27 protein-coding genes and 1 tRNA gene are annotated in these 26,074 nt (G+C 70.1%); 16 read left to right on the top strand and 12 right to left on the bottom strand.

The genetic code is table 11. The annotated features are described in order from the left end of the window. The 11 genes from ACGWYL_RS04415 (at nucleotide 1) to ACGWYL_RS04365 (ending at nucleotide 10,527) form a co-directional block, all read left to right on the top strand. Nucleotides 1-1,173: an ABC transporter substrate-binding protein gene (locus ACGWYL_RS04415; RefSeq protein ID WP_395486527.1), complete on the top strand. Its 1,173-nt coding sequence runs from the start codon at nucleotides 1-3 to the stop codon at nucleotides 1,171-1,173. 84 nt (nucleotides 1,174-1,257) lie between these two features. Next, on the top strand, nucleotides 1,258-2,607 hold the full coding sequence (locus tag ACGWYL_RS04410) for an MmgE/PrpD family protein (protein WP_179422420.1): 1,350 nt from the start codon (nucleotides 1,258-1,260) through the stop codon (nucleotides 2,605-2,607). Then, complete coding sequence (locus ACGWYL_RS04405) at nucleotides 2,604-4,595, top strand: FAD-dependent oxidoreductase (RefSeq protein ID WP_395486526.1); 1,992 nt, start codon at nucleotides 2,604-2,606, stop codon at nucleotides 4,593-4,595. The genes ACGWYL_RS04410 and ACGWYL_RS04405 overlap by 4 nt, the downstream gene beginning before the upstream one ends. Nucleotides 4,596-4,615: 20 nt before the next feature. Continuing rightward, entirely contained in the window at nucleotides 4,616-4,963 is a 348-nt protein-coding gene (locus ACGWYL_RS04400) for a RidA family protein (RefSeq protein WP_179422424.1), read from the top strand. Next, nucleotides 4,960-5,682: an SDR family NAD(P)-dependent oxidoreductase gene (locus ACGWYL_RS04395; RefSeq protein ID WP_395486525.1), complete on the top strand. Its 723-nt coding sequence runs from the start codon at nucleotides 4,960-4,962 to the stop codon at nucleotides 5,680-5,682. The genes ACGWYL_RS04400 and ACGWYL_RS04395 overlap by 4 nt, the downstream gene beginning before the upstream one ends. A gap of 47 nt (nucleotides 5,683-5,729) precedes the next feature. Next, nucleotides 5,730-6,884: an FAD-binding oxidoreductase gene (locus ACGWYL_RS04390; protein ID WP_179422428.1), complete on the top strand. Its 1,155-nt coding sequence runs from the start codon at nucleotides 5,730-5,732 to the stop codon at nucleotides 6,882-6,884. Further along, nucleotides 6,881-7,579 (top strand): SDR family oxidoreductase, encoded by a 699-nt coding sequence (locus ACGWYL_RS04385; protein WP_395486524.1) that lies wholly within the window; start codon nucleotides 6,881-6,883, stop codon nucleotides 7,577-7,579. The genes ACGWYL_RS04390 and ACGWYL_RS04385 overlap by 4 nt, the downstream gene beginning before the upstream one ends. Nucleotides 7,580-7,594: 15 nt before the next feature. Next, nucleotides 7,595-7,945, top strand: a complete 351-nt coding sequence (locus ACGWYL_RS04380) for a cupin domain-containing protein (protein WP_179422432.1) — start codon at nucleotides 7,595-7,597, stop codon at nucleotides 7,943-7,945. Further along, on the top strand, nucleotides 7,942-8,757 hold the full coding sequence (locus tag ACGWYL_RS04375) for a hypothetical protein (protein WP_395486523.1): 816 nt from the start codon (nucleotides 7,942-7,944) through the stop codon (nucleotides 8,755-8,757). Before ACGWYL_RS04380 ends, ACGWYL_RS04375 begins: the two co-directional genes overlap by 4 nt. Nucleotides 8,758-8,767: 10 nt before the next feature. Next, entirely contained in the window at nucleotides 8,768-9,502 is a 735-nt protein-coding gene (locus ACGWYL_RS04370; RefSeq protein ID WP_179422436.1) for an aspartate/glutamate racemase family protein, read from the top strand. Nucleotides 9,503-9,537: 35 nt separating this feature from the next. Beyond that, nucleotides 9,538-10,527, top strand: a complete 990-nt coding sequence (locus ACGWYL_RS04365; protein ID WP_395486522.1) for an MDR family oxidoreductase — start codon at nucleotides 9,538-9,540, stop codon at nucleotides 10,525-10,527. A gap of 6 nt (nucleotides 10,528-10,533) precedes the next feature. On the opposite strand, the gene ACGWYL_RS04360 is transcribed toward ACGWYL_RS04365, so the two are convergent. From ACGWYL_RS04360 to ACGWYL_RS04340, 5 genes are all read right to left on the bottom strand, one after another. Next, nucleotides 10,534-11,004, bottom strand: a complete 471-nt coding sequence (locus ACGWYL_RS04360) for a nitroreductase/quinone reductase family protein (RefSeq protein ID WP_269303943.1) — start codon at nucleotides 11,002-11,004, stop codon at nucleotides 10,534-10,536. Between the two features lie 32 nt (nucleotides 11,005-11,036). After that, on the bottom strand, nucleotides 11,037-11,645 hold the full coding sequence (locus ACGWYL_RS04355) for a hypothetical protein (protein WP_395486521.1): 609 nt from the start codon (nucleotides 11,643-11,645) through the stop codon (nucleotides 11,037-11,039). 182 nt (nucleotides 11,646-11,827) lie between these two features. Then, the gene (locus tag ACGWYL_RS04350) at nucleotides 11,828-12,478 is read right to left on the bottom strand and encodes a hypothetical protein (protein ID WP_395486520.1); all 651 of its coding nucleotides are present in this window, start codon (nucleotides 12,476-12,478) and stop codon (nucleotides 11,828-11,830) included. Nucleotides 12,479-12,912: 434 nt separating this feature from the next. Continuing rightward, nucleotides 12,913-14,688: an ATP-dependent nuclease gene (locus ACGWYL_RS04345; protein ID WP_395487233.1), complete on the bottom strand. Its 1,776-nt coding sequence runs from the start codon at nucleotides 14,686-14,688 to the stop codon at nucleotides 12,913-12,915. Nucleotides 14,689-14,845: 157 nt separating this feature from the next. Continuing rightward, nucleotides 14,846-14,918 (bottom strand) — tRNA-Glu (locus ACGWYL_RS04340). A 136-nt stretch (nucleotides 14,919-15,054) separates the two neighbouring features. Between ACGWYL_RS04340 and ACGWYL_RS04335 the strand changes: the two genes are divergently transcribed. The 5 genes from ACGWYL_RS04335 to ACGWYL_RS04315 are packed head-to-tail and all read left to right on the top strand — an operon-like array spanning nucleotide 15,055 to nucleotide 19,503. After that, nucleotides 15,055-15,405, top strand: coding sequence for a metallopeptidase family protein (locus ACGWYL_RS04335; RefSeq protein ID WP_179422450.1), 351 nt, complete (start codon nucleotides 15,055-15,057; stop codon nucleotides 15,403-15,405). Continuing rightward, nucleotides 15,398-16,063 carry a pirin family protein gene (locus ACGWYL_RS04330; RefSeq protein ID WP_395486519.1) on the top strand — a complete coding sequence of 222 codons (666 nt, stop codon included), beginning with the start codon at nucleotides 15,398-15,400 and terminating at the stop codon, nucleotides 16,061-16,063. Before ACGWYL_RS04335 ends, ACGWYL_RS04330 begins: the two co-directional genes overlap by 8 nt. 10 nt (nucleotides 16,064-16,073) lie before the next feature. Further along, nucleotides 16,074-17,432 carry an FAD-dependent oxidoreductase gene (locus ACGWYL_RS04325; RefSeq protein ID WP_395486518.1) on the top strand — a complete coding sequence of 453 codons (1,359 nt, stop codon included), beginning with the start codon at nucleotides 16,074-16,076 and terminating at the stop codon, nucleotides 17,430-17,432. Next, nucleotides 17,429-18,715 (top strand): class I SAM-dependent methyltransferase, encoded by a 1,287-nt coding sequence (locus ACGWYL_RS04320; protein WP_395486517.1) that lies wholly within the window; start codon nucleotides 17,429-17,431, stop codon nucleotides 18,713-18,715. The genes ACGWYL_RS04325 and ACGWYL_RS04320 overlap by 4 nt, the downstream gene beginning before the upstream one ends. Further along, entirely contained in the window at nucleotides 18,715-19,503 is a 789-nt protein-coding gene (locus ACGWYL_RS04315; protein WP_395486516.1) for an exodeoxyribonuclease III, read from the top strand. The genes ACGWYL_RS04320 and ACGWYL_RS04315 overlap by 1 nt, the downstream gene beginning before the upstream one ends. Nucleotide 19,504: 1 nt before the next feature. Here the strand turns inward: ACGWYL_RS04315 and ACGWYL_RS04310 are convergent, their stop codons facing one another. From ACGWYL_RS04310 to ACGWYL_RS04280, 7 genes are read right to left on the bottom strand one after another with little or no spacing between them, the layout of a single operon-like run. Continuing rightward, nucleotides 19,505-19,903 carry a phage holin family protein gene (locus ACGWYL_RS04310; RefSeq protein ID WP_179422458.1) on the bottom strand — a complete coding sequence of 133 codons (399 nt, stop codon included), beginning with the start codon at nucleotides 19,901-19,903 and terminating at the stop codon, nucleotides 19,505-19,507. A 40-nt stretch (nucleotides 19,904-19,943) separates the two neighbouring features. Beyond that, on the bottom strand, nucleotides 19,944-20,273 hold the full coding sequence (mnhG, locus tag ACGWYL_RS04305; protein WP_179422460.1) for a monovalent cation/H(+) antiporter subunit G: 330 nt from the start codon (nucleotides 20,271-20,273) through the stop codon (nucleotides 19,944-19,946). Further along, a complete protein-coding gene (locus tag ACGWYL_RS04300) occupies nucleotides 20,270-20,539 on the bottom strand; it encodes a monovalent cation/H+ antiporter complex subunit F (RefSeq protein ID WP_179422462.1) in 270 nt (89 codons plus the stop codon). Before ACGWYL_RS04300 ends, mnhG begins: the two co-directional genes overlap by 4 nt. Beyond that, on the bottom strand, nucleotides 20,536-21,093 hold the full coding sequence (locus ACGWYL_RS04295; protein ID WP_269303928.1) for a Na+/H+ antiporter subunit E: 558 nt from the start codon (nucleotides 21,091-21,093) through the stop codon (nucleotides 20,536-20,538). The genes ACGWYL_RS04300 and ACGWYL_RS04295 overlap by 4 nt, the downstream gene beginning before the upstream one ends. Beyond that, nucleotides 21,086-22,699 (bottom strand): Na+/H+ antiporter subunit D, encoded by a 1,614-nt coding sequence (locus ACGWYL_RS04290; RefSeq protein WP_179422466.1) that lies wholly within the window; start codon nucleotides 22,697-22,699, stop codon nucleotides 21,086-21,088. The genes ACGWYL_RS04295 and ACGWYL_RS04290 overlap by 8 nt, the downstream gene beginning before the upstream one ends. Beyond that, nucleotides 22,696-23,154 (bottom strand): Na(+)/H(+) antiporter subunit C, encoded by a 459-nt coding sequence (locus ACGWYL_RS04285; protein ID WP_179422468.1) that lies wholly within the window; start codon nucleotides 23,152-23,154, stop codon nucleotides 22,696-22,698. Before ACGWYL_RS04285 ends, ACGWYL_RS04290 begins: the two co-directional genes overlap by 4 nt. Continuing rightward, nucleotides 23,151-26,009 carry a Na+/H+ antiporter subunit A gene (locus ACGWYL_RS04280; RefSeq protein ID WP_395486515.1) on the bottom strand — a complete coding sequence of 953 codons (2,859 nt, stop codon included), beginning with the start codon at nucleotides 26,007-26,009 and terminating at the stop codon, nucleotides 23,151-23,153. Before ACGWYL_RS04280 ends, ACGWYL_RS04285 begins: the two co-directional genes overlap by 4 nt. Nucleotides 26,010-26,074: the final 65 nt, after the last annotated feature.

The following is a 26,074-nucleotide window of genomic DNA, read 5'->3' as shown; positions in this document are numbered from 1 at the left end:
ATGTCGAGGAAACAGCTGATGCTGGCCGCGCTGGCCGGTGGAGCGCTCATGCTGAGCGCCTGTGGGGGCGGTGACGAGGCCGGTGACAAGGACACGATCGTCGTGGCCGTCGCAGGACCGATGACCGGAGAGAACGCGATCTACGGCAAGAACCAGCTCGCGGGCGTCCAGTTCGCGGCGAAGCAGATCAACGACGCGGGCGGCGTCGAGTCCGGCCCGCTCAAGGGCGCGAAGATCGAGGTCAAGTCGTTCGACGACGTGGCCGACCCGAACCAGGGCGCCTCGGTGGCGCAGAAGATCTGCGACGACGACGACATCATGGCCGTCTTCGGGCACAGCAACTCGTCCGTGACCCTCGCGGCGATGCCGATCTACGAGCGCTGCGGCATCCCGCTGTTCGTCAGCTACTCGTCGAACCCGGAGATCACGGCCGAGCTGCACGAGAACCTCTTCCGCACGCTCATCGACGACGCCTCCATGGGTGCCGAGATGGCGTACCAGGCGGGTCGGGAGATCGGCGCCGAGAAGGTCGGCCTGATCGCCTCGGACGACGACTACGGCACCGGACTCGTGGAGTCCTTCGAGGAGACCGCGCCCGACGCGGGCCTCGAGGTGGTCGACTCGATCGCCACGACCACCGGACAGAAGGACTTCACGCCCCAGCTGACCACGCTGCGCAACCAGGGCGTCGACACGATCGTCCTGCTGAACACGTACACGGACGCCGCCCTGCAGATCAAGCAGGCCGACGCCCTGGGCTGGGACGACGTGAAGATCCTCGTCACGGCCGGCTCCAACACCCCCGAGCTGGTCAAGATCGCCGGCAAGGACGCCGTCGAGGGCGTGCTCGTGAACGCGGTCTTCGACCCGAACTCCTCGTCGGAGGGCGTGAAGTCCTTCGTGGACGCGTACTCCGCGGACAACGGCGAGGCGCCCGGTGAGGCCAACGCGGTCGCCTACGACTCGTTCTTCGTCTTCCTCGACGGGCTCGAGAACGGTGGCGAGGACCGCGAGTCGCTGATCTCGCAGGTCGCCGACACCGAGTCGTTCGAGCTGCCGATCCGCGGCACGTTCCGCTTCGACGAGAACCAGGGTGCGGCGGTCGACCCGGACTCCCCGGCGACGGCGCTGCTGGAGATCCAGGACGGCGCGTTCGCCTCGTTCACCCCGTGACCGGTCGGGGCGCCCCGCCCCTTCACGGGGCGCCCCGACCCTCCCGCCCACCCCCCTCACGTCTCGTCCTGCCAGGAGCTCCTCATGACCGATCCCCTCAAGAAGATGTCCGACTGGGCCGCCGGCCTGCGCTGGGAGGACGTCCCGAGCGCCGTCCGCGAGCGGGCCGCCGACGCCCTGAGTGACACCGTCTCGACGATGGTCGGGGGAGCCGTGACCGGCTCGGCCGGCATCGCCGCGAAGGTCACCGGCCGCACCGCGGGCCCGTCCCCGGTCGTCGGCCGCGGCCAGGGCTCGTCGCCCACCATGGCCGCCTTCGCCAACGGCGTCGCGGCCAGTGCCCTGGACTTCGACGACGGCCACTACCTGGCCGGCGCGATCCACCCCGGGTCGGTCATCGTGCCCGCCGTGCTCGCGGCGGCGACGAGCGGCACCACCGTGGCGGAGGCGCTCACGGCGCAGGTCGTCGGCTACGAGATCGGCCTGCGGGCCGCGCACCTGCTGTGGCCCAAGCACGACGGCGACCACTACCACTGCACGGGCTGCGCGGGCGCGATCGGCGCCGCCGCCGCGGCCGCCAAGGTCTCCGGAGCCGACGCCGACGAGATCGAGCGCGCCGTGAAGATCGGCTGGCTGCACGCCCCGATGGCCACGTTCGGCTCGCCCATGGTGAAGGAGTCGATCGGCTGGGGCGCCGCCACCGGCGTCATGGCCGCCGAGCTCGCGGCCGCCGGCTTCATGAGCCTGCCGGAGGGCTACGCGCTCGCCGACAACGACGTGCTCCCCGCGACCCCGTTCCACCAGCCCGGGGCGGCCGAGGACCCGTTCGTCACGAGCATCGGCGAGGTCTACGAGACGGGCAACACCTACTTCAAGTCGTTCGCGGCCTGCCGCTACACGCACGCCGCCGCCGCGGGCTTCCGCGGACTGCTCGCCGAGCACGCGATCACGCCCGAGCGGATCGCACGGGTGCGCGTGGGGACCCACCAGGCCGCCACGTTCCTCGACGAGCTCCGTCCCGGCACGATCGACTCCGCGCAGTACAGCTTCCCGTTCGTGCTGGCCTCGATCGCGCTGCACGGCGCCGCCGGTGCGGCCGAGATGGACGAGTCCGTCCTCGCCGAGCCCGAGCGGCTCGACCTCGCCTCGCGGGTCGTCCTCGAGCACGACGCCGACCTCGACCAGCACTACCCGGCGCGCTACCCGAGCCGCGTCACGATCGAGACCACCGACGGCGCCAGCGTCGACGGCGTCTTCCTCGACGCCCCGGGCGATCCCGGCACCGACTTCGGTCGCGCCGAGCTGCAGGAGAAGTGGCGTCTGCTGCTGACGCCGGCGCTGGGGGAGCAGTCCGACCGGGTCCTGGCGGGACTGCGGGACGACGACGCGCTCGTCCTCGACGCCTCGGCCCCTGCGTGGGAGGCATGGGCATGACGTCCGCCCACCTGCGCTCCCTCGTCGAGCCGCTGCGGCTCGGTCCGGTCACGCTGCGGAACCGCATCGTCGTCACGGCCCACGCGACGCACAACATCGACACCGAGCACCTGCCCAACGACGACGACGTCGCGTACTTCGCCGAGCGGGCGAAGGGCGGCGCGGCGATGGTCTCGATGGGCACGACCGCCGTGCACCCGAGCTCGCCCACGCCCTACGGGATCTACCACAACTTCGACGACCGGATCGTCGAGCGCTACGAGCGTCTCTCGGAGGCCGTGCACGCCCACGGCGCCGTGATCGTGCCCCAGCTGGGGCACATGGGCGGGCGCACCGACGGCGGCGACGGCGGCGTCTGGGCGCCTTCGGGATTCTCGCACCACCTCTACGGCTCGGTCCCGCGCGAGATGACGCGGCGCCAGGTCGACGAGATCGTCGAGGCCTTCGCCAGCGCGGCCGAGCGGGCCGTGCGCGGTGGGATGGACGGCGTCGAGATCGCCGTGGGTCACGGCCAGCTGGTCAACCTGTTCCTCTCGCCCCTGACGAACCGCCGCACCGACGAGTACGGCGGCAGCGACGAGGCGCGCTTCCTCTTCTGCCGGCGCGTGCTCGAGGCGGTGCGCGAGCGGATCGGCGGCGCCCTGCTGATGGTGCGCGTCAACGGGTCGGACGAGACCGAGGGGTCGCTGGACACCGCCGCCTGGCTCGACATCGACCAGCGGATCGACGAGCTCGGCATCGTCGACGGGATGAACGTCTCGGCGAACTTCAACGGCTCGGTCATCCCCACGATGGCGGTGCGCCGCGGCTGCTACCTGCACTACGCGCGTGCCGTGCGCGAGCGCGTCGGCCTGCCGGTCGGCGCGGTCGGGCGGATCACGGATCCCGCGATGGCCGCCGCGGCGATCGAGGCCGGCGACGCCGACTTCGTGGGCATGACGCGCGCCCACATCGCGGACCCCCACCTCGTCACGAAGATGCTCGAGGGGCGCGAGGACGAGATCCGGCCCTGCATCGGCTGCATCCAGATGTGCCAGGGCGAGCTGGGCCGTCACCGCAACGTGAAGTGCGTCTACAACCCCGTCACGGGACGCGAGCGCTTCCTCGGCGACATCGAGACCACGACCGCGCCCACCTCGCGCCGCGTCGTGGTGGTCGGCGGCGGGCCCGCCGGACTCGAGACGGCGCGGGTCAGCGCCCTGCGCGGGCACGACGTCACGCTGTTCGACGAGCGTCCCGACACCGGCGGCACCGTGAGGATCGCCGCGCGCACCGAGGGTCGCGACGGGCTGGTCGACGCCGTCGACTGGCTGGGCAACGAGGTCCGCCGCCTCGGCGTGGACCTGCGCCTGCGCCGGACCGCCGAGGGTCGCGACATCGCGGCGCTCGACCCCGACATCGTGGTCCTGGCCACCGGCGCTGCCGAGACCCTGCCGCAGTGGGCGGCGCGCGACCACCGGCGCCTCGTCGCCGCGGCCGACGTCGTCTCGGGGCACCCGGTCCTCTCGGGCCGAGTCGTCGTGGTGGACGAGCACCACCGCACCAACGCGATGTCGGCGGCCCTCGTCGCCGCGCGCGCCGGCTGCGAGGTGACCTTCGTGACCGCCACGCCGGGTCCCGCCGAGCTCGTGGAGCCCGAGGTCCGCGACGACTTCCTGACGCTCATGCACGAGGCCGGCATCGCGATCCGCTGCTCCACCAAGGTCACGGAGTTCGACCCGGACGGGCCGCGGCTGCTGTGCCACCACGGCGGCGACGAGGCGCTGACCTACCGCCACACCGACGACCACGGACGGCCGGTCGTCCGCCCCTCCGAGGTCGTCGAGCTCGAGGCCGACTGGGTCGTCCACACCTGGACCGAGCCGCGCTCCGAGCTGTTCGACGAGCTGCCCGACGACGTCACCGTGCACGCGGTCGGCGACGTCATGAACCCCCACCGCATCGAAGGTGCGGTCCACGCGGCCTTCCGACTCGCCGCGACCTTCTGACCTACCGAAAGGAACCACCCATGGCCACCTACCCCCTCCGCGCGAGCGTCAAGGCCGGCTCGCTGCTCTTCGTGTCCGGCCAGCTCGGCATCGTCGACGGCGCGCTCGTCGACGGCGCCAGCGACCAGACCGACCGCGCGCTGGCCAACTTCGAGGCCGTCGTGCGCGAGCACGGCGCCACGCTGGCCGACGTCGTGAAGACCACCGTCTTCATGTCGTCGATGGAGCACTACGCCGACATGAACGAGGTGTACGCGCGCTGGTTCCCGACCGACCCGCCGGCTCGCTCGGCCTTCGCGGTCCAGGAGCTGCCCCTCGGCGGTCTCGTCGAGATCGAGGGTGTCGTCCAGCTGCCGGAGGACCGATGACGACTCCCGTCGCCGTCGTCACCGGGGGCTCGCGCGGCATCGGTCGCGCGTTCGTGCTGGAGTGCGCGCGCCGCGACTACGCGGTCGTGCTCACCCACCGCGGGCGTGGCACCGACGCCGAGGAGACCGTGCGCGCGGTGGAGGAGATCGGCGGTCGTGCGGTCGCCGTCGTCGCCGACGTCACGACGGACGAGGGCGTCGCCGCCGTGAAGTCGGCCGCCGGCGACCTCGGTGCCGTGTCGCTGCTGGTGAACAACGCCGGCATCCTCGCGCACGGCGAGCTCGGCGAGACCACCGACGAGCTGTGGGACGACGCGTTCGCGATCCACGTGAAGGCGCCCATGAAGCTGACCCGGGCGCTGCGCGACGACCTCGCGGCGACCGGGGGAGCCGTGCTCAACCTGTCCTCGACCGGTGGTGTCGTGGGCTCGGTCCACGGCGTCTCCTACGGAGCGTCGAAGGCGGCGGTCATCGGGCTGACGAAGACCCTCGCCCGCGAGCTCGCCCCGCACGTGCGGGTCAACGCCGTGGCGCCCGGCCCGGTCGCCACCGACATGTACGCCTCGATCCCGGCCGACGAGCAGACCGCGGTGGAGGACGAGACCCCGCTCAAGCGGATCGCCGACCCCGCGGAGATCGCCCGCACCGGCCTCGACGTGAGCTCCTGGCCGAACGTCACGGGGCAGGTCATCGTCTCCGACGGTGGACGCGTCATGTGATCCCGTCACACCCTGAACATCACCCACATCTTCGAAAGGACCCTTCAATGGGACAGACACCCGGCAACGACGCGACCAAGGTCGGCACCGCCATCATCGGCGGCGGCATCGTCGGTGTCACGCTCGCCTTCTACCTGGCCGAGCTCGGTGAGAAGGACATCGTCGTGCTCGAGGGTCGCGAGCTGGCCAGCGGATGCACGGGCGGGTCGCTCGGTGGCGTGCGCCAGCAGTTCAGCACGGCGACGGAGATCGAGCTGGCCATCCGTGGCCGCCGGTTCTGGCAGACGTTCGAGGACGTCTTCGATCAGCCGTGCCAGTACCACCAGGACGGCTACCTCATGCTGACCGGCCGCGAGGAGCTCTTCGCGAAGCTCGCCGAGGCGGCCAAGACGCAGGCGACGCACGGCGCGCCGAACGTCGAGATGCTCACCGCGCGGGACCTCAAGGAGGTCGTGCCGTGGCTCGGCACCGACGGCCTCGTCGGCGGCTGCTGGACCCCCGAGGACGGCCGCGTCAACCCGACCGACGGCGTCTACGGCGTGGCCGCGGCCGCGCGCCGGCTCGGCGTGAAGATCCGCGAGCGCTTCGAGGTCGCCGACCTCACGCAGGTCGAGGGCGGCTGGCTCATCGCCGGGCCCGAGCCCGTCGTGGCGGAGCGCGTCGTCGTGGCCAGCGGCCTGGGGTCGCCCAAGCTCCTGGCGAAGTTCGGCCTCGACATGGACATCTTCCCGATGTGGGTGCACTACGGCTTCACGACGCCCGTCCTGGGCGACCAGCGCCTGCCGCTGACGATCGACCTCGAGACCGGCTGGTGCGTGGAGCGCGAGCAGGACGGCGCCATGGTGACGATCCTGAGCTCCACCCTGCCGGAGCGCTACGGCGTCAGCGACATGCTGGCCGAGTTCGCCGAGGCGTCCGAGACGCGCGCCCCGATCTTCGCCGAGGTCGGCATCCGCAGCACGATCAGCGCGGCCGCCGACGCGACCGGCGGCGACGGCCACCCGTTCATCGGCGAGGTCGAGTCGGGCCTGTGGACCATCACGGGCTTCGACGGCCACGGGACGATGATGGGCCCCGCCGCGTCGCAGCTGCTGGCCAAGCTCATGCTCGGCATGCCCGACCCGGTGCTGGACGTGAAGGCGTTCGACCCGCACCGCACGGCCACCGAGAACCTCGAGTGGCTGCGGGCGGCGCGCAAGTGAGCCGTCCGGTCGCGATCGTCACCGCGGCGAGCAGCGGCATCGGCGCGGGGATCGCCCGCACGCTGGCGTCGTCGCACGACCTCGTGCTGTTCGCCCGCTCCGAAGCCGTCGTCGAGCTTGCCAACGAGCTCGGAGCGGTCGCCGTGCGTGGCTCGCTGACGGACGCGGCCGACCGCGAGCACCTCGTGGCCACGACGATCGAGCGGTTCGGCCGCATCGACGCCGTGGCCGTGAACTCCGGCCACCCGCCGAAGGGCGACCTGCTGGAGCTCACCGACGAGGACTGGAGCACCGGCTTCGAGCTGCTGTTCACGAGCGTCGTCGACCTGGCCCGGCTGGTCACGCCGCACATGCAGGCGGCCGGTCGTGGAGCCTGGGCCGTGGTGACGAGCTACGCCTCGCTCCTGCCCGAGCCGGCGATGCCCGTCTCGAGCGTCGTCCGCGCGGCGGTGCAGAGCTGGGTGAAGCTCTACGCCACGCGGGTCGCGGCCGACGGCATCCGCGCCAACTGCGTCCTGCCGGGCTTCGTGCAGACCCACCCGGTCGACCGGGAGCGCCTGGCCACGATCCCGCAGCGTCGCTACGCCCAGCCCGACGAGATCGGCACGGTCGTGCGCTTCCTGCTCTCGGACGAGGCGTCGTTCGTCACCGGCCAGAACCATGTCGTCGACGGCGGCATGATCCCCCTTCCCTGAACCCGAGGAGCCTCCATGTCCCACCCCGTCCGCCTGGCGCCCTTCAACGCCGACTTCACCGCCCAGAACGGGCCGATCGACATCGAGCGCCGTTCGATGCCGAACGGCCTGTCCGAGCTGTCCGCCGGCATCGTGCGGTTCCCCGACGGAGGCCGCTCCGAGCCGTGGACCCTGCCGTACGAGGAGGCGTTCTACGTCATCGACGGCGAGCTCTCGCTGCACGTCGGCGACGAGACGATCGTGGTGCCGGCCGGCGAGGTCGTGACGCTCGAGAAGGGCTGCACGGTCGAGTACGAGGGCACGCCCGGGACGAACGCGTTCTTCTGCCTCGTGCCGGCCAACTGGCTGGAGACGATGGAGTCGTGATCGCGCTGACGGGCGCGTCGGGCAAGACCGGGCGCGACCTCGCGGCCCTGCTCGCGGAGCGCGGGATCGCGCACGTGCGGCTCTCGAGCCGCCCTGGCTGCGGCGACCGGGTCTTCGACTGGACCGACCGCGCCACGTGGGGTGCGGCCCTCGAGGGCGTCGGCTCTCTGTACCTGGTCAAGCCGCCCCACGGCACGGGCATGGCCGAGCTCGTCGCCGACCTGCTCGCGTCCGCGCCCGCGATCCGGCGCGTCGTCCTCCTCTCGGAGATGGGGCGGGGCGACAAGCCGGACGCCGACCCGGACCGAGCGGTCGAGCGCGTCCTGGAGCGGTGGGACGGCGAGTGGACGCTGCTGCGACCGAGCTGGTTCTTCCAGAACTTCTCGGCGGGCGGCGGCTTCCGCGCCGGCGTCGTCGACGGCACGATCGCGCTGCCCACCGGGGACGCGCCCGTGTCGTGGCTCGACACGCGCGACATCGCCGAGGCGGCGCTCGTGGCCCTCACCGAGGACGGCCACTGCTGCCGCGGCTACACGCTCACGGGTCCGGAGTCCTTCGGCGTGCCCGAGCTGGCCCGCCGGATCGGTGTGGTCACGGGACGCATCGTGGAGGCGGCCGACCCGCTGCGCGTCGAGGAGCTCGCGACGACCTACGACGACGGCACGGAGCGCGGCTCCTACTACGCCGAGCTGCTGGTCGACGTGCGCGAGGGGCGGTACGCCGACATCACGACGGACCTCGAGGACCTGACCGGACGCGCGCCCCGCACGTTCGACGACTTCGTGCGCGAGCACGCCGACGACTGGAAGTGAGAGGACGACGATGACGGTCTACGAAGCGCGCAAGGGCCAGGTGTCCTACGGCTACACGATCGGGATGCTGAGCGCCGAGTGGCACATCGCGTTCCCGCCCGGCGACATCGGCAACGCCTCGACGTTCGACTTCCCGATCCGCTACCTCGGCATCGAGGGCATGGACGGCTCGGCCGTCCTCAACGGCGCCGACCCGGACTCGACGGGTCGCGTCGTGGAGGCCGCCCTGCGGCTGCAGGACGAGGGCGTCCGCGCGATCACCAGCAACTGCGGCTTCATGGCGGCCTACCAGCCGGCCGTCGCCGAGGCGCTCGACATCCCGGTGTTCCTGTCGAGCCTGCAGCAGCTGCCGATGCTGACGACGATGCTGGGCTCGCACCGCAGGCTCGCGCTCGTCACCGCGAACGGCGCCAACATGACCCCCACCCTGCTGGAGGCCGCGGGCTTCACCGACCTCGACAGGCTGCACATCGTGGGCATGGAGGAGTACGAGCACTTCGTCGACGCGATCTTCCGCGAGAACGGCACGCTCGACACCGAGATCATGGAGCGCGACGTCGTCGACGCCGCCGTGCGCGCCACCCGCGAGGCGCCGATCGGCGGCATCTTCCTGGAGTGCAGCGACCTCCCGCCGTACACCTCCGCCGTGCATCGTGCGACGGGCCTGCCAGTGTGGGACTGGACCCAGTTCATCCGGTACGTCCACGCCGCGGTCGCCCCGCGGCCGTACACCGGCACCTTCTGACCATCGATTCGACCGCAACGTCCGAGGAGACACCCATGACCGAGACCACCTTCAAGGCCTACCGGGTCGACGCGCCCAAGCAGCCCGCCGAGCTGGTGACCTCGAACCGCGACGAGCTGACCGGCGGCGACCTGCTCGTCCGTGTCACGCACTCGTCGCTCAACTACAAGGACGGCCTCGCGATCCTGGGCAAGCCCGGCGTCGTGCGCTCGTTCCCGATGACCTGCGGGATCGACCTGGCCGGCGAGGTCGTCGAGGGCGGCGGGGACTTCGCCGAGGGCGACCAGGTCGTGCTCACCGGCGCGGAGCTGTCGGAGACCAAGGCCGGCGGCTACTCGCAGTACCAGCGGATCGAGTCGGACTCGGTCGTCGCCACCCCCGCCGGCCTCGGCCCGTGGGGCGCCATGGCCGTCGGCACCGGAGGCCTGACGGCGATGCTGTGCGTCCTGCGCCTGGAGGCCGCGGGCGTGACGCCCGAGGACGGCCCGGTCCTGGTGACCGGCGCGACGGGCGGCGTCGGCAGCTTCGCGGTGTCCACCCTCGCGCGCCTCGGCTACGAGGTCCACGCCGCGACGGGCAAGGACAGCGAGCACCAGTACCTCACGGACCTCGGTGCGTCGGAGATCATCGCGCGCGACGAGCTCTCGGGCGACCCGCGGCCGCTCGCGAAGGAGCGCTGGGCCGCTGCTGTCGACAGCGTCGGCGGCACCACGCTGGCCAACGTGCTCTCGCAGATCCGCTACGGCGGCGCGGTGGCCGCGTGCGGACTCGCCGGCGGCCACGGCCTGCCCGCCACCGTCATGCCGTTCATCCTGCGCAACGTCGCGCTGCTCGGCGTCGACAGCGTGCATGCGCCGCTCGAGGCGCGGAAGCAGGCGTGGTCGCGCCTCGACGAGCTGTTCTCCGAGGAGGACCTGCGCGCCGTGGCGGTGGACGCGGCCTTCACCGACCTGCCCGCGCTGAGCGAGAAGATCCTCTCGGGCGGCATCCGCGGCCGCGTCGTCATCGACGTCGCCGGCGCCTGACGCGCGTCAGCCGGCCGCGGGACGCTCGGTCAGTCGGATGACCGGGATCTCGCGGTCGGTCTTGTCGCCGTAGCCGGCGAAGTTCGGGGCGGCGGCGATGATCGCCGCGAGCGCCGCCTCGCGCTCGTGCCCGTGCAGCTGCTCGGCGGTGACCGCGATCCGGCGGTCGCCGATCTCGATCGTCGCGTCGTCCGGGTGCGCCGCGAGGTTGTGGTACCACGCGGGGTTCTTCGCGGCGCCGTTCGCCGAGGCCACGACCAGCCACGTGCCGTCGTCGCCGGGGAACCAGGCGAGCGGCGTCTCGCGGCGCTGGCCGCTCTTCGCGCCGGTCGTGGTGAGTGCGAGGATCCGCATGCGCCCGAGCGAGGCCGTCTCCGAGCGGCGGGCCTTGCGGACCATGAACCGGTTGACCAGTCGCATCAGGGGATTGCTCGTGCTCTTGCGTCCTCGGGTGCCGGTGGGTGTCTCGAAGCTCATGCCGTCCTCCTGGGTCGGGCCCTGCCTCGAACCTAGCGCGCGGAGTCGGCCGGGGGCGGGACCGTGGCGCGGTCGGCGGGGGTGCGCAGCCAGGTCCAGTAGATCCAGATGCCGATCGCGGAGCCGGCCGAGTTCAGCATCATGTCGGCCATCGTGTCGGCGTAGCCGCGCGAGTGGTGCGTGGCCTGCAGCTGGTCCGATGTCCACTCGCCGATCTCCCACAGCGAGCCGATGCCGAGCCACGACAGCCACAGGGCGACCAGCAGCAGCGCGGCGGACTCGGCGCGGTACTTGTGCAGCAGCAGCCGGGCGATGCCCATCGTGCTGACGAGCGAGAACGTGAAGTGGGCGAAGTCGTCGTACCACCAGATGCGGTCGTAGAAGTTCAGTCCCCAGCCGAGGACGGCACCCAGGATCACGACCGTCAGGCCCACCATGACCACCGGATCGCGCAGCGTCTGCCACAGCGCGATGCAGCCCATGACGCTCGCGGCCATCGTGAGGCGGGTGAAGTGGTCGCTCGCGGTGAGGCCGACGACCGCGGCGCTGAGCATGGTCGCGATCGTGAAGACGAGGGCGGCCCAGTGCAGGCGGGGCGTCTCCTCCGCGTCGGCGGTGGGAGGCAGGGTTCTCTGGGGCATGTGCAGCAGTTCGGCTCGGAAGGTGGGGGGCGCTGGCGGCATGCCAAGGCCCCACCACCCTACGTGGCCACGGCGCCGATCCCGGAATCCGCGGCCCGCGCCGGCCGCGGCTCTCGTCGAGTCACGGATAGTGACAAAGCGGAAAACAGCGCGTTGGGTCCGAAGATCCTTCCGCTCGCACGTCATGCCTCGGTCCGATTCGGGGTTGCCTTACCAGCATTCGCGGCGGCGTCGGGCATGCTCGCGGCTGCGCGCTCCACGCTAGCTCGGAGTTCGGGATGTGCGGCGATCATCGCCGGACCGGAGAGCGCTGAGGCCACGATTCGACCAACTGCAGCGAGCGTCTCTCGTAGACGCGGCGCGTAGGCAGGGTGGGACAGCAACGTCTGCAGCCTCGCCGGGACTCGATTCCAAGCCTGTCCGTAGTGCACGCCGCCTTCGACGACTGCGTAGTGCCTGATCAGGTCCTTGACGGTTACGGATCCGTCAGGTGATCGAGAGGACACTTCCCACGCCAGAAACTCCGCTTGATCACCCGTGCGGATAGCCACACTGATCGTGGGGTCCCGTTCGAAGAGGGCACGACCCACGCTTCGAAACAGATTCGCGTCCAGCAACGCGCCGGACACCTCGCCCATGTAGACGGATGCCCACTCGTACTTCGGATGGTCGAGGCCTAGTGCTTTGACTGCTTGAGGTGCGATTGCTGTGCCATCAATCAGCAGGCGTCGGAGAAGTCCCGATGCTTGCACTGCGTCGTATTCGGAGGCGGTGTAGCGGGATCGATTGCGTAGGTCCTCGACAGTACTGGCGAAGATGCTGGAAAGGTCCACGGGTCAGATTATGTCCGGAACGCTTGCAGTATGACTTCCCTCGATCATCGTCCGTCGCGCTCAGGTACTCGTCGCAGGGGCGAAGGAACGACGCACTGGTCTCGAACTCGCGGATGGTTGCTGGCGAGTGTGTCAACACGTTGATGCCACGAACTTGTGATCGCGTGGATTCTCCCAGAATTTCCAGGGTTGGTGGGCAAGTCGGGGCGTCTCCCAACTTCCGCGTGATCTGGTGGAAACTCAGCCCCATTCGTGGTCGGGGGTTGCGATCCTGTCGCTGAGTCGACGAGCTGGAGTGGTTCCTGGCTTCCGACTCCGAGATCCTGATTTGGGGCCGGCGGTCGTGACCTCGCTTGGGGGAGCTTTCCTCGTGGCGCCTTCAGCGTGTGGCTTTGTTGCGTGAGTGTGGAATCGCCAAGCTGTGGCGCACAATGTCAGTGGGCAGCGAGCTTCGCAGCAATCATCCGCACCAAGTCTTCGACGTCGCTGTGCATATCTGTGCGGGGGATGTTCTTCGCGAGTGCGTGGGCATTGACGGTCTTAGCTTTACGTGCCTGAAGTGCCGTGTTCAAACGTCTGATCACGGCCTTCGCATCGACGAGCGCGAGCCGACCTGACTCTGACTTCCAGCGCTCCGCGAACTCTTGATTTGATGCTTCCAGTACCGACTTCTCTGAGAGATGGCCCGTCTTACTGCCCTTCGCTCTTCGTTCGGCAAGACGCTGAGCCTGCAGGGTGGTCAGGGCCTCGCTATGTGACGCGTCGAGAGCCGAAGAGAGAAGGGCTTCAGCCTCGTCAATACTGACCCCAGACACCTTCGCTATTGAAGCAGCGCTCAGTAGATAGTTTTCGAGTTCTCGGCGCCTCCAGATATGGACGGCAGCGCCAGCCTTGACCAAGTCCGATCGGTCTGAGTCCAGCACATCTTGACTACGAAGATCCGAGTCAAGGACAACCACCGTCTGGACCTCGGCGCCTATAGCAGCGATCGCTTCAGCGAACGCACCCGCGACTGCATTCCGACTGAAGCCCCCCAAGGGAACAGTCGCGTAGAGATCGGATGACGCGACGGCCGACTCGCCGAGGTTACGGGCGAGCAACGCGATGATTGGCACATCATCGCCTTCAACGAACAAAGCGAGCCGGCTACGCAGGGCACGACCTATCCCGAGTTCGTATCCACTTCCGAGGCGTCGGCCGACAAGCCCGAGTGCGCCCCCAGCCCGAGGGCGCTCTGCTCGTCTACGCGACCGGTCAATCCACACGGCGCTACCGGGCTCCGCTTCGGCAAGGATCTCAATGCTATGGGTTGCGAGAATGGTCTGTTGCTCGTTGGAGAAGAGCGCGCGAGCGAGGCGGCGCTGCAAGTCCGGGTGCAGAAATACGTCAGGCTCGTCGAGGATAAGGACCGGAGATTCCTTCTGGCGCCAGATGTGGAACAGCGCCTGGATCCAAATCTGGATGCCGTCACCGGCCCATCCGATCTCGCGTTCGCGTCGTGTTCCCTCCTCTTCGAAGAAGAGATCGTAGTCGTCCTCGACGGTCCCAAGTGCTCTGTGTAGTCCGAGATTCGAGATCTCCGGGGTCCGCTCGTATACGAATGCACGGAACTCATCCCACTCGTCCTGGGTCAGGCGGTCCAGCGCATTGCGAAAATACCGACTAGACCGCTTACTCGTACGATGGCGTCGAAGCGTGTCATCAGAGATGTGAGCCTCTCTGTCGTCCAAAGGCGTGAGGGTGGGCACCACCGCGATGTCGGGAATACGGTCCTTTGCTACCTGCCTAGGCTGAAGTATCTTTCCGCCATCTGGTGGAAAGACAAAGAAGGTCCCTCCGGGGGCCGATTGATCGTCATCTAAGTCGCTCAGGTCCGGCCATGACGCCACCAAGCGGGCACCGTTGTTGACTGTAAGTTCGATTCGGGTTTCGTCCAACCGGAAGTCGTGGCGAATGTTCTCGTCCGAGAACGCGGACGCCTCGATGGCCTTGGCAGTGATCCGCCAGCCCTGCTGCACACGACCTTCGATCTGGCCGATCCCGTCCGGGCGCACGCTCCGTGCGCGCGGCAACATCGCGGCGAGAAGTCGAAGTGCGCCAAGCGCGGTCGACTTTCCTGAGTTGTTCGCTCCCACGAGGACATTCGTCTCTCGGAAGCTGATCGAGTGATTCCTAAAGCCCTTATAGTTGACGAGCTGTAACGATCTCAATCTCTGGCTCGGCAAAGTTGGGCTCCTTCATCTCCCGTGTTACGGAGTGAGGCTACCTCGGGTGGCGACTCCTAGAGTCGAATTCGTTGCTTGAGGGCTTCACCGACGACCCGGTGAAACGGCCTCTTGCAACGGAGGCCCGAGTTGACCGAGCGAGTACCCCCTACGGGATTCGAACCCGCGCTACCGCCTTGAAAGGGCGGCGTCCTAGGCCGCTAGACGAAGGGGGCCGGACAACCCGTCCAGCATAGGGCAACGCGCGACCTCCGCCCGAAGCGGTGGCGGTGACGTTCGCGGGCTCGATCCGCCCGAATGGCCCCGCGAACGTCACTGTCGGCGCTTCGGGGAGCCACCTAGACTCGGGGCGTGATCGACGTCGACCCGGACCGGTTCGAGGAGCTGGTGACCGCGGCCCTCGCCGACGTGCCCGCCGAGCTCGCCGACCGGCTCGACAACGTGGTGCTGTTCATCGAGGACGACGCACCGCCCGAGGACCCCCACCTGCTCGGCCTCTACGACGGCATCCCGCTCACCGAGCGCGACTCCACGTACGCCGGTGTCGTGCCCGACCGCATCTTCGTCTACCGCAACCCCACCCTCGCGATCTGCGAGACCGAGGAGGAGGTCGTCGAGGAGGTCCGCATCACCGTGGTCCACGAGATCGCCCACTTCTTCGGCATCGACGACGCGCGACTGCACGAGCTCGGCTATGCCTGACCGCGTCGTCCGCCGCTCCGCCGACCGCTACCGCACCGTCGCCGAGGGCACCGAGACGCTCCACTCGTTCTCGTACGGGCGGCACTACGACCCCGACAACGTCGCCTTCGGGCCGGTCGTGGCGATCAACGAGGAGCGCCTCGCCCCGGGTGTCGGCTACGACGACCACCGCCACGAGGACGCCGACATCGTCACGTGGGTGCTCGACGGCGTGCTCGCCCACGAGGACTCCACGGGCCAGCGCGGCGAGGTCGCGCCCGGCCTCGCCCAGCGGCTCAGCGCGGGCTCCGGCGTCACCCACGCCGAGCGCAACGCCAGCGCCACCGAGCCCCTCCGATTCGTCCAGATGATGCTGCGCAGCCGCAACTGGGACGCCCCCGAGTACGCCCAGGTCACGGTGCCCGACGGTCCCGGCCTGCACGAGACGGTGCCCGTCCACGCCGACGCCCGGCTGCTGGTCGCGCGACCGGCGGGGGAGCCGCTCGAGGTCGCCGCCCCGGCTGGAGCCCTGGTGCACGTGACCCGCGGACCCGTCACGGTCGACGGCATCACCCTCGCCGGCGGCGACGAGCTGCGGGTCCACGGCCCGGTCACGCTGAGACTCGCCGGAGAGAATGTGGAGACCTTGGTCTGGTTGCCGGACCATCCACGGGGATAGCCTGCGGAGTATGCAGGGTTGGACGCAGCACGAGCACGCCGTCGACACCCTCCTCGCCTCGTGGCGGGCGATCCCCGAGGGACGCCCCGTCCGACTCGCGAAGAAGACCTCCAACCTCTTTCGCCCCCGCGGCCGCACCGACGGCCCCGGCCTCGACGTCTCGGGACTCGACGGGGTCATCGAGATCGACCCCGTCAGCCACACCGCCGACGTCCAGGGCATGTGCACGTACGAGCGGCTCGTCGAGGAGACGCTCGCGCACGGCCTGGTGCCCACCGTGGTGCCACAGCTGCGCACCATCACCCTCGGCGGTGCCGTCACCGGACTCGGCATCGAGTCCACGTCGCTGCGCCTGGGCCTGCCGCACGAGGCCGTGCTCGAGATGGACGTGCTCACGGGCTCGGGCGAGATCGTCACCGCCACTCCCGACAACGAGCACGCCGAGCTGTTCGCGGCGTTCCCGAACTCCTACGGCAGCCTCGGCTACGCGGTGCGCCTCCGCATCCGACTGGAGCCCGTGCCCGCCCAGGCCCACCTGCGCCACGTGCGATTCGGCTCGGCCGTGGACGCCGCCAAGGCCATCGCCGAGATCGCCGAGACGGGCCGCTGGGAGGGGGTCGAGGTCGATGCCGTCGACGGCACCGCCTTCACTCCCGATGAGGTCTACCTCAGCCTCGCGCGCTTCGCCGACACCGACCTGCCCACGAGCGACTACACGGGCCAGCAGGTCTACTACCGCTCGATCCAGCAGCGCCGCGAGGACGTGCTGACGCTCGAGGACTACCTGTGGCGCTGGGACACCGACTGGTTCTGGTGCTCGGCCGCGTTCGGGGCGCAGCACCCGCTGGCCCGCCGGGTCTGGCCGCGCCGCTGGCGCCGCAGCGACGTCTACCACCGGCTCGTCGCGCTCGACTCCACCGTCGGCGTCAGCCGCGTGCTCGACCGCCTCAAGCACGTCCCGGGTCGCGAGCGCGTCATCCAGGACATCGAGGTCCCGCTCGAGCGGCTCGACGACTTCCTCGCCTGGTTCGACCGCGAGGTCGGCATGCGGCCGGTCTGGCTGTGCCCGCTGCGCACCACGCGCGCGTGGCCCACCTACCCGCTCGTGCCCGGCGAGGTCTACGTGAACGTCGGCTTCTGGGGCACCGTCGTCGTGCCCGAGGACTCCGAGCCGGGCACCGTGAACCGCCGGATCGAGGCCGAGGTGCACCGGCTCGGCGGCCACAAGTCGCTCTACTCCGAGGCCTTCTACGACCGCGAGACCTTCGACTCCCTCTACGACACCGCGGGGCTCGACCGGCTGCGAGACCGGTACGACCCGCAGGCTCGACTCCACTCTCTCTACGACAAGGCGGTGAGGAACTCATGAGCATCGCATCCGAGACGCGACTGACGATCGCGGAGGCCTTCGAACGGCTCCTGCGCGACGGCATGCCCATACGGTTCGAGGCGTTCGACGGCAGCTCGCTCGGGCCGGAGGACTCCCTCCTGCGCCTGCGCCTGGTCAACGAGCGCGGCCTGGCCTACCTCATGACCGCCCCGGGCGACCTCGGCTTCGCGCGCGCCTACGTGTCGGGCGACCTCGAGGTCGAGGGCGTCCACCCCGGCGACCCGTACGAGATCATGAAGGCGCTCATGAGCCGCCTCAAGTTCCGGGTCCCGAGCGCCCCCGAGATGCTGCAGATCGTCCGCAGCCTGGGCTTCGGCAACCTCCGACCGCCCACCCCGCCGGCCGAGGAGCACCTGCCGAAGTGGCGGCGCGCCCTGGAGGGCCTGCGGCACAGCAAGGGCCGCGACGCCGAGGCGATCCACCACCACTACGACGTCTCGAACCGGTTCTACGAGCTGGTCCTCGGCCCGTCGATGACCTACACGTGCGCCGTCTACCCCAAGCCCGACGCGAGCCTGGAGGAGGCCCAGGCCGAGAAGTACGACCTCGTCTGCCGCAAGCTCGACCTCAAGGCCGGCGACCGGCTGCTCGACCTCGGCTGCGGCTGGGGCGGGATGGTCCGGCACGCCGCGCAGCACTACGGGGTGCAGGCGCTCGGCGTCACGCTGTCGCGCGAGCAGGCCCAGTGGGCGCAGCAGGCCATCGAGCGCCAGGGCCTGTCCGGCCTCGCCGAGGTGCGCTTCAGCGACTACCGCGACGTCCCCGAGACCGACTTCGACGCGATCAGCTCGATCGGTCTCACGGAGCACATCGGCGTGCGCAACTACGCCGACTACTTCGCCTTCGCGCGGAGCAAGGTGAAGGTCGACGGCCGCATGCTCAACCACTGCATCACGCGCCGCGACAACACGGGACGCGCCACGGCCGGGCAGTTCATCGATCGCTACGTCTTCCCCGACGGCGAGCTCACGGGGTCGGGCACGATCGTGAGCGCGATGCAGGACGAGGGCTTCGAGGTCCGTCACGTCGAGAACCTGCGCGACCACTACGCGCTGACGCTCGCCGCGTGGTGCCAGAACCTGGTCGACCACTGGGACGAGGCGCTCGACGAGGTCACCGAGGGCCGGGCCAAGGTGTGGGGCCTCTACATGGCAGGATCGCGGTTGGCCTTCGAGAGGAACGAGATCCAGTTGACCCACGTGCTCGGCGTGAACACCCCCGCTGACGGACAGTCCTCCTACCCCCTGCGAGTCGACTTCTGATGCGCATCGCGACGTGGAACGTCAACTCGATCCGCAGCCGCATCGACCGCGTCGTCGGCTGGCTCGACCGGCACGACGTCGACGTCCTCGCGATCCAGGAGACCAAGTGCCGTGAGGACCAGTTCCCCGGCCTGGAGCTGTCGGCGCTGGGCTACGAGTACGCGCACGTCGGCGTCAACCAGTGGAACGGCGTCGCGATCATCTCGCGCGTGGGCCTCGAGGACGTCGAGCGCTCGTTCGGCGTCGACCAGCCGCAGTACGAGGACCTCCTCGAGCCGCGGGCCATCGGCGCCACGTGCGGTGGTGTGCGGATGTGGAGCCTCTACGTCCCGAACGGCCGGGAGCTCGACCACGCCCACTACGCCTACAAGCTCGAGTGGCTGGCGCGGCTGCGCGACGCGGGTCAGGCGTGGCTCGCGAAGGACCCCGAGGCGCAGATCGCACTGACGGGTGACTGGAACATCGCGCCGCAGGACGACGACGTGTGGGACATGGCGGTCTTCGCGGGTCGCACCCACGTCTCCGAGCCCGAGCGCGCCGCCTTCTCGGCCGTGGTCGACGCCGGCTTCACCGACGTCGTCCGCCCGCACACCCCCGGCCCGGGCGTCTACACGTACTGGGACTACACGCAGCTGAGCTTCCCGAAGAAGAAGGGCATGCGGATCGACTTCGTGCTCGGCTCGCCGGCTCTCGCGCAGCGCGTGGAGGGTGCGTTCATCGACCGCGAGGAGCGCAAGGGCAAGGGCGCCAGCGACCACGCGCCCGTCGTGGTCGACCTCGCCGACTGACTCAGGCGCCGCGGCGCTCGCGCGCGTTCTCCACGCCGGCCTTGACGAGGATGAACGGCAGCAGGAACGACGCGAGAGCAGCCGCGAGCCACACGATCACCGCGGCGATGAGCCAGGTGGCCAGGCCCGAGATCGTCAGTGCGTCGCCGAACAGGCTCGCCACCCACAGCGCCACGAGGGTGGACACGATGCCGACGCCGCCGAGGAACGCCTCGGCGTTGCGCTTCACGACCACGAGGATGAACGGTGCCAGGATTGCCTGGGCCAGCGCGAAGATGACGACGGTGAGGACGAAGCCGGAGGCGGTGACCTCGAGGTCGTCCAGCACGGCGTTGGCCACGAGCAGGCCGATGGCGGCGGAGACCAGGTTGATGGCCGCGCGGATGAGCAATCGGATCATGCCCGCACTCTAGGGCGCGCGAGGGGCGCTGCCCAGAGGGTCAGTCGCCCTCGTCCACCACGAGCCGGTCGCGGTCGACCTGGTCGGCGCGGAATGCGGCGCGTCCGACCATGTGCGCCGAGACGGGCGCCGTCAGCAGCTGGAACAGGGCCACGACGACCACCAGGGTCAGGTCGCTCAGGCTCTCGATCCGCAGCGCGAGCCCGGCCAGGATGAGCAGCAGGCCGAAGGTCTGCGGCTTCGTGGCGGCGTGCATGCGGGTGAGCACGTCGGGGAAGCGCACGACGCCGACCGCGGCGACGAACGCGAACGCTGCCCCCAGCACCAGGCAGGTGCCCGAGAGGATGTCGACGATCAGGCCCCAGCTCACTGGCCACCTCCTGCGGACTGCGCGGCGTACCGCGCGATGCTGACCGAGCCCAGGAAGGCCACCAGGGCCAGCGCGACGAGGATCGGCAGCGTGGTGTTGTGACGGCCGATCGCGGCCTCGACGCCGATCGCGCCCACGCAGGCCGCGACGAAGACGTCGGCCGCGACGGTGCGGTCGAGCATGGTCGGGCCGCGCACGATGCGCACCAGGCACAGCAGGCCGGTGAGGCCCAGCAGCACGGCACAGACGATTCCCACGACGGTCATGCGGCGTCCTCCCGGAGTCGTCGTTCGCTCTCGGCGACCTCGGCATCGGTGCCGATCGCCCTCAGCAGTCGGTGCTCCTGCATCCGGGCCTTGCGGCGAGCCTCGGCGATGCGCTCGGGCGTGCCGGCGTCGAGCACGTGCAGCCACAGGCGGTGGCCCTCGGAGTCGAGCTCGATGAGCAGCGAGCCGGGCACCAGGGAGATGAGCTCGCCGGTCAGGGTCTGGCGCAGCTCGGAGCCGCTCACCAGCTTGATCTCGAGCACCGCACTGGGCGGCGGGTCCTTCGGCCGCACGGCCAGCCAAGCGACGCCGAAGCTGGCGACCGCGAGGTCGGCCAGGAAGCGCGACAGCAGCACGATCGTGGCCCAGGGCCGGACCTTCGCCTCGACCGACACCCGCGGGAACGGGAACACCAGCACGATGATCGCGCTGACGAGCAGTCCGCCGACGAGGTTGATCCGGGTGACCTCGCCCCACAGCAGCAGCCAGACGATCGTCAGCCACGCGATGACGGGCAGGTGCCACAGGTGCAGCCCCCGGGTGCGGTCAGCCATCGCCGAGCACCGCCTCGATGTAGGGGGTGCGCTCGTGGAGCTCGTCGGCGGCGCGCTCGGCCACCGAGAACAGCGGAGCGGCGAACACGGTCAGCGCGACGGTGACGAGGCCGAGCGCGATCGTGGGCACCGCCATCCGGGAGGGCAGTCGCTCGCCCTCGGTGTCGGTCTTCCACGTGGTCTCGCGCTGGGTGGCGGTGGAGACGCCGCTGCGGCCGTGCAGCGAGCCACCCTGGACCTGCGGGTCGAACGGCACGGGGGTGTCGTCCTCGGGGTCGCCGGCCGGCTGCCAGAAGGCGCGGTTCCAGATCTTGGCGACCGCGTAGAGGGTCAGCAGGCTGGTGATGACCGAGGCGGCCACGGCGACGAGCGCGAGCCAGTCGGCCTCGTCGACGCCGGCCTCGAGCAGCGCCAGCTTGCCCAGGAAGCCCGAGAACGGCGGGATGCCGGCCAGGTTCATCGCCGGGACGAAGAACATCACGGCCAGGACCGGCGCCAGGCGGGCGAGGCCGCCGAGCCGGTCGAGGTTGGTCGTGCCCGATCTGTACTCCACCAGTCCGGCCACGAGGAACAGCGTGGTCTGCACGGTGATGTGGTGGACGATGTAGAAGATCGCTCCGGCGACGCCGAGCTCGGTGCCCAGCGCGATGCCGAAGAGCATGAAGCCGATGTGGCTGACCAGCGTGAACGACAGGACACGTTTGATGTCCGACTGCGCGACGGCGCCCAGGATGCCGACCACCATCGTGAGGATGGAGGCCCACAGCAGCATCGTGCGCAGCTCGTGGGTGGGGAACATCAGGGTCTGGGTGCGCAAGATGGCGTAGACGCCCACCTTGGTCAGCAGGCCGGCGAACACCGCCGTGACCGGGGCGGGCGCGGTGGGGTAGGAGTCGGGCAGCCAGGCCGACAGCGGGAAGACGGCCGCCTTCACCGCGAACGTCAGCAGCAGCATGAGCTGCAGCATCGTGGCGGTGGCATCGGGCAGCTCGGGGAGGCGCAGCGCCAGCTGGGCGAAGTTCACGGTGCCCGTGGCCGCGTAGACCGACGCGATGGCGATGAGGAACAGCGCCGACGACGCCAGGCTGACGATGATGTAGATCGTGCCCGATCGCACGCGGGCCTCGGTGCCGCCGAGCGTGATGAGCACGTAGGACGAGGCGAGCAGGATCTCGAAGCCCACGAACAGGTTGAACAGGTCGGCCGAGAGGAAGGCGTTGGAGACGCCGGCGCTCAGCACCAGGAACGTGGGGTAGAAGACCGACAGCGGTGAGTCTCGGCCGTACTCGACGATGCCCTGGCCGATCGAGTACAGCAGCACGCACAGCGTGACGAGGGTGGAGATCAGCAGCAGCAGCGAGCTGAGCCGGTCGGCCACGAGGCTGATGCCGAGCTCGGCCGGCCAGCCGCCCACGTTGAAGGACTGGGGTCCGTGCCGGTCGGCGCGCACCAGCAGCACGGCGGCGGACGCCACGACGGCCAGCAGCGTGATGATGCTGATGATGCGCTGGGGCGCGGCGAAGCGGCCGAACGCCAGGCACAGGCCCGCGCCCAGCAGCGGCAGGATCACCGGGGCCAGGACGAGCTGGTCGAGCAGGTCGTTCATCGGGGCACCTCGTCACCGGGCTCGAGGGTGGCGTCGCCCGCGTAGCCCTCGTCGGGCAGCTCGCTGTCGGCCTCGTCGAAGGTGGCCGAGACCTGGTCGGTCTCGGCGCGGCGGCGGATCAGGTCGTCCTCGAGGTCGTCCTGGACGTCGTCGGTGCCGGTGAGCTGCCAGGCGCGGTACGCCAGTGCGAGCCCGAAGGCGGTGGTGCCGAGGGTGATGACGATGGCGGTCAGCGCCATGGCCTGCGGGAGGGGATCGGCCATCGGGTCGCCCGAGAGGCCGAGGATGGGCGCGGCGCCGGCGGGACCGGAGACCACGAGGAACATGACGTTGAGGCCGTTGCCGATCAGCACGAAGCCCACGAGGATGCGGGTCAGGCTGCGCTCGAGCACGAGCGTGGTGCCGCAGGCCACCATCACGCCCACGACGATGATCAGGATCAGGTTCGCGGTCATCGCGCCACCTCGCTGGTCGCGACCTCGGCCGCGTCGTTCTCGTCGTCGATCTGGGCGTCGATGCCGCTGCCGAGGCTGCGCAGCACGTCGAGCGACAGGCCGACCACGACGAGGTAGACGCCGATGTCGAAGAACACCGAGGTCACCAGGTGCAGCTCCCCGAGCAGCGGCAGCGGGATGTCGACGATCGCGCTCTGCAGGACGCCGCCGCCCAGCAGCGTGGGCAGCAGGCCCGAGAGGGCGGCGGTGGCCAGGCCGAGGCCCAGCACGAACCCGGCGTCGACGGGGGCGGCGTTGTCGAGCTCCTCGCGGCCGCCGGCGAGGTAGCGGATCATCAGGGCCAGGCCCGCGATGAGGCCGCCGGCGAAGCCGCCGCCGGGGGAGTTGTGGCCCGAGATCATGAGGTAGATCGAGAACAGGATCACCGTGTGGAAGATCAGGCGGGTGATGATCTCGAACACGATCGAGCGGCGCTGGTCGTGCAGGTTGGCCGCCAGCCAGGCGTTGGAGTCCACCGTGACGATGCGCTTCGGGCGGATCTGGCGCATCGAGCGGTCGGTCAGCAGGAAGATGAGGCTCGCGATGCCGGTGGCCGCGACGACCAGGACGCTGAGCTCGCCGATCGTGTCCCACGCGCGGATGTCCACGAGGGCGACGTTGACGATGTTCTTGCCGCCGCCGTACTCGTAGGCGGGCTCGGCCCAACCAGCAGAGATCGGCGTGGACTGGCGGGCGTTGGTGGCCATGAACGCGAAGCCGGCCACCGTGATGCCGGTGGCGGTGCCCAGGCCGACGCGCCACCAGCGGGCGACGTTGAACGGGCGGTCGCTGAAGAACGGGGGGAGGCGGCGCAGGACGAGCACGAACGTGACCAGCAGGAACGTCTCGACGAGCACCTGGGTGAGGGCGAGGTCGGGGGCGCCGTGCGCGACGAACAGGATCGCCGTGCCGTAGCCGGTGACGCCGAGCAGCAGCACGGCGCGCAGGCGGCGGCGCGAGCGCACCGTGAGGATCGCGGCGGCCACCATGACGATGCCGACGACGATCTGCAGCGGGTTGTCCGAGAGGCGCACGTCGGGCGTCTCCCAGGCGCGCCACAGCGCGATGCCGGGGACGATCACGAGGGTGACCAGGATGATGCCGAGGTAGACCGGCAGCGAGCCTCGCTGGGTGCGACCGGTGACCTCGACGGCCAGGCGGTCGATCCCGCGCATGACGCCCTGGTAGGCCCGCTCGGCGTCGGGGAACGGCAGCCGGTCGACGATCGCGTGCTGGGTCGCGGCGACGGGGCGCCGCCACACGAACAGCGCGACGCCCGCGGCGATGGCCAGGACCGAGAGCCACAGCGCCGGCGTGAAGCCGTGCCAGAGCGTGAGGACGGCCTCGTGGGCGCCCTCGGGGAACTGGTCGGAGTACGTCGCCAGGCGCGGGGTCAGGAACGGGCCCGCGAGGCCGGCGACGAGGCTGAGCGCGGCCAGCGTGGCCGGCACGACGGTGAACCAGACCGAGAAGTCACGCGGGGTGCAGGGCTCGACGCCCGGCTTGTCGGCGAAGGTGCCCCACACGAAGCGCGCGCTGTAGGCGACCGTGAGGATCGAGCCGAGCACGATGCCGACGAGGGCGGCCAGGCCCCAACCGGGGTGGCCGAGGTCCTCGCCGAGGTCGACGAACGCGGCGAGCGCGGCCTCCTTGGCGGTGAAGCCGAACAGGACGGGCAGACCGGCCATCGAGGCGGTGGCGACGACGGTGGTGGCGAAGAGGAGGGGGCGCGCCCGGCGCAGTCCCGAGAGCTCGCGGAGGTCGCGGGTGCCGACGGAGCGGTCGATCACGCCGACCACGAGGAACAGCGCCGACTTGAACAGGCCGTGCGCGCACAGCAGCGCGAGCCCGGCGAACGCCGCCGAGCGGGTGCCCGCACCGACGACCGCCATGAGGAAGCCCAGCTGGCTGACCGTGCCGTAGGCGAGCAGCAGCTTGACGTCGTACTGGCGCAGCGCGCGCAGGCCGCCGAGCAGCATCGTGGCGATGCCGAAGCCGATGAGCACCGGGCGCCAGCCGGGCGTCTCGGCGAACACGGGGGCCAGCAGCGCGACGAGGTAGATGCCGGCCTTCACCATCGCCGCGGCGTGCAGGTAGGCGCTGACCGGGGTGGGCGCCGCCATCGCGCCGGGCAGCCAGAAGTGGAACGGCAGCAGCGCCGACTTCGACAGGGCGCCGACCAGCACGAGGGCGATCGAGGCCGTGACGGCGGTCCCGGCGGCGGGCGGGTCGGCCAGGATCGCGCTGATCCGCGGAGTGCCGCTCAGCAGGTGCAGGCCGATGAGGCCCACGAGCATGGCCAGGCCGCCGAAGGTCGTGACGATGAGGGCGTTGAGCGCGGCTCGACGGTTGGCGCGGCGCTCGGGGTTGTGGCCGATGAGCAGGAACGACAGGACCGTCGTGAGCTCCCAGAACACGTAGAGCACGTAGACGTTGTCGGCCAGGACCAGTCCGAGCATCGCGCCGGCGAAGCCGGTGAGGACGCCCGAGAACCGCCAGATCTCGGAGTCCTTGGGGCGGAAGTACCAGGCGCAGTAGACCAGCACGAGGGCGCCGACGCCCGTGACGAGCAGCGCCACGATGCCGCTGAGCGCGTTGACGCCGAAGTCGATGTCGAGCCCGATCTGCGGGATCCAGGCCCAGTGCTCGTACGTGGCCTCGCCGTCGGTGGTGGCCCGGCTGACGGGTCCCAGGAGCCACACGAACGAGGCCGCGGGGACGAGCGCGAGCACCAGGAACGCCTGGCGATCCAGCATGCGGACGAGCGCAGGGGAGGTCGCTGCAACGAGAAAGTGCAGCGTGACGAGGAAGACCATGGGCTCGGGTCAACCCTAGCGGGTGGCCCCCTGTGAACTGTCCGGCAGGAGTGTCAGAATGGGCG

The organism is Aeromicrobium sp. JJY06, assembly GCF_044069275.1.
In the GTDB taxonomy this organism is placed as follows: Bacteria; Actinomycetota; Actinomycetes; order Propionibacteriales; family Nocardioidaceae; genus Aeromicrobium; species Aeromicrobium tamlense.
The sequence above is the reverse complement of the archived record's forward strand: the minus strand, read 5'-3'. Positions and strand labels throughout refer to the sequence as shown.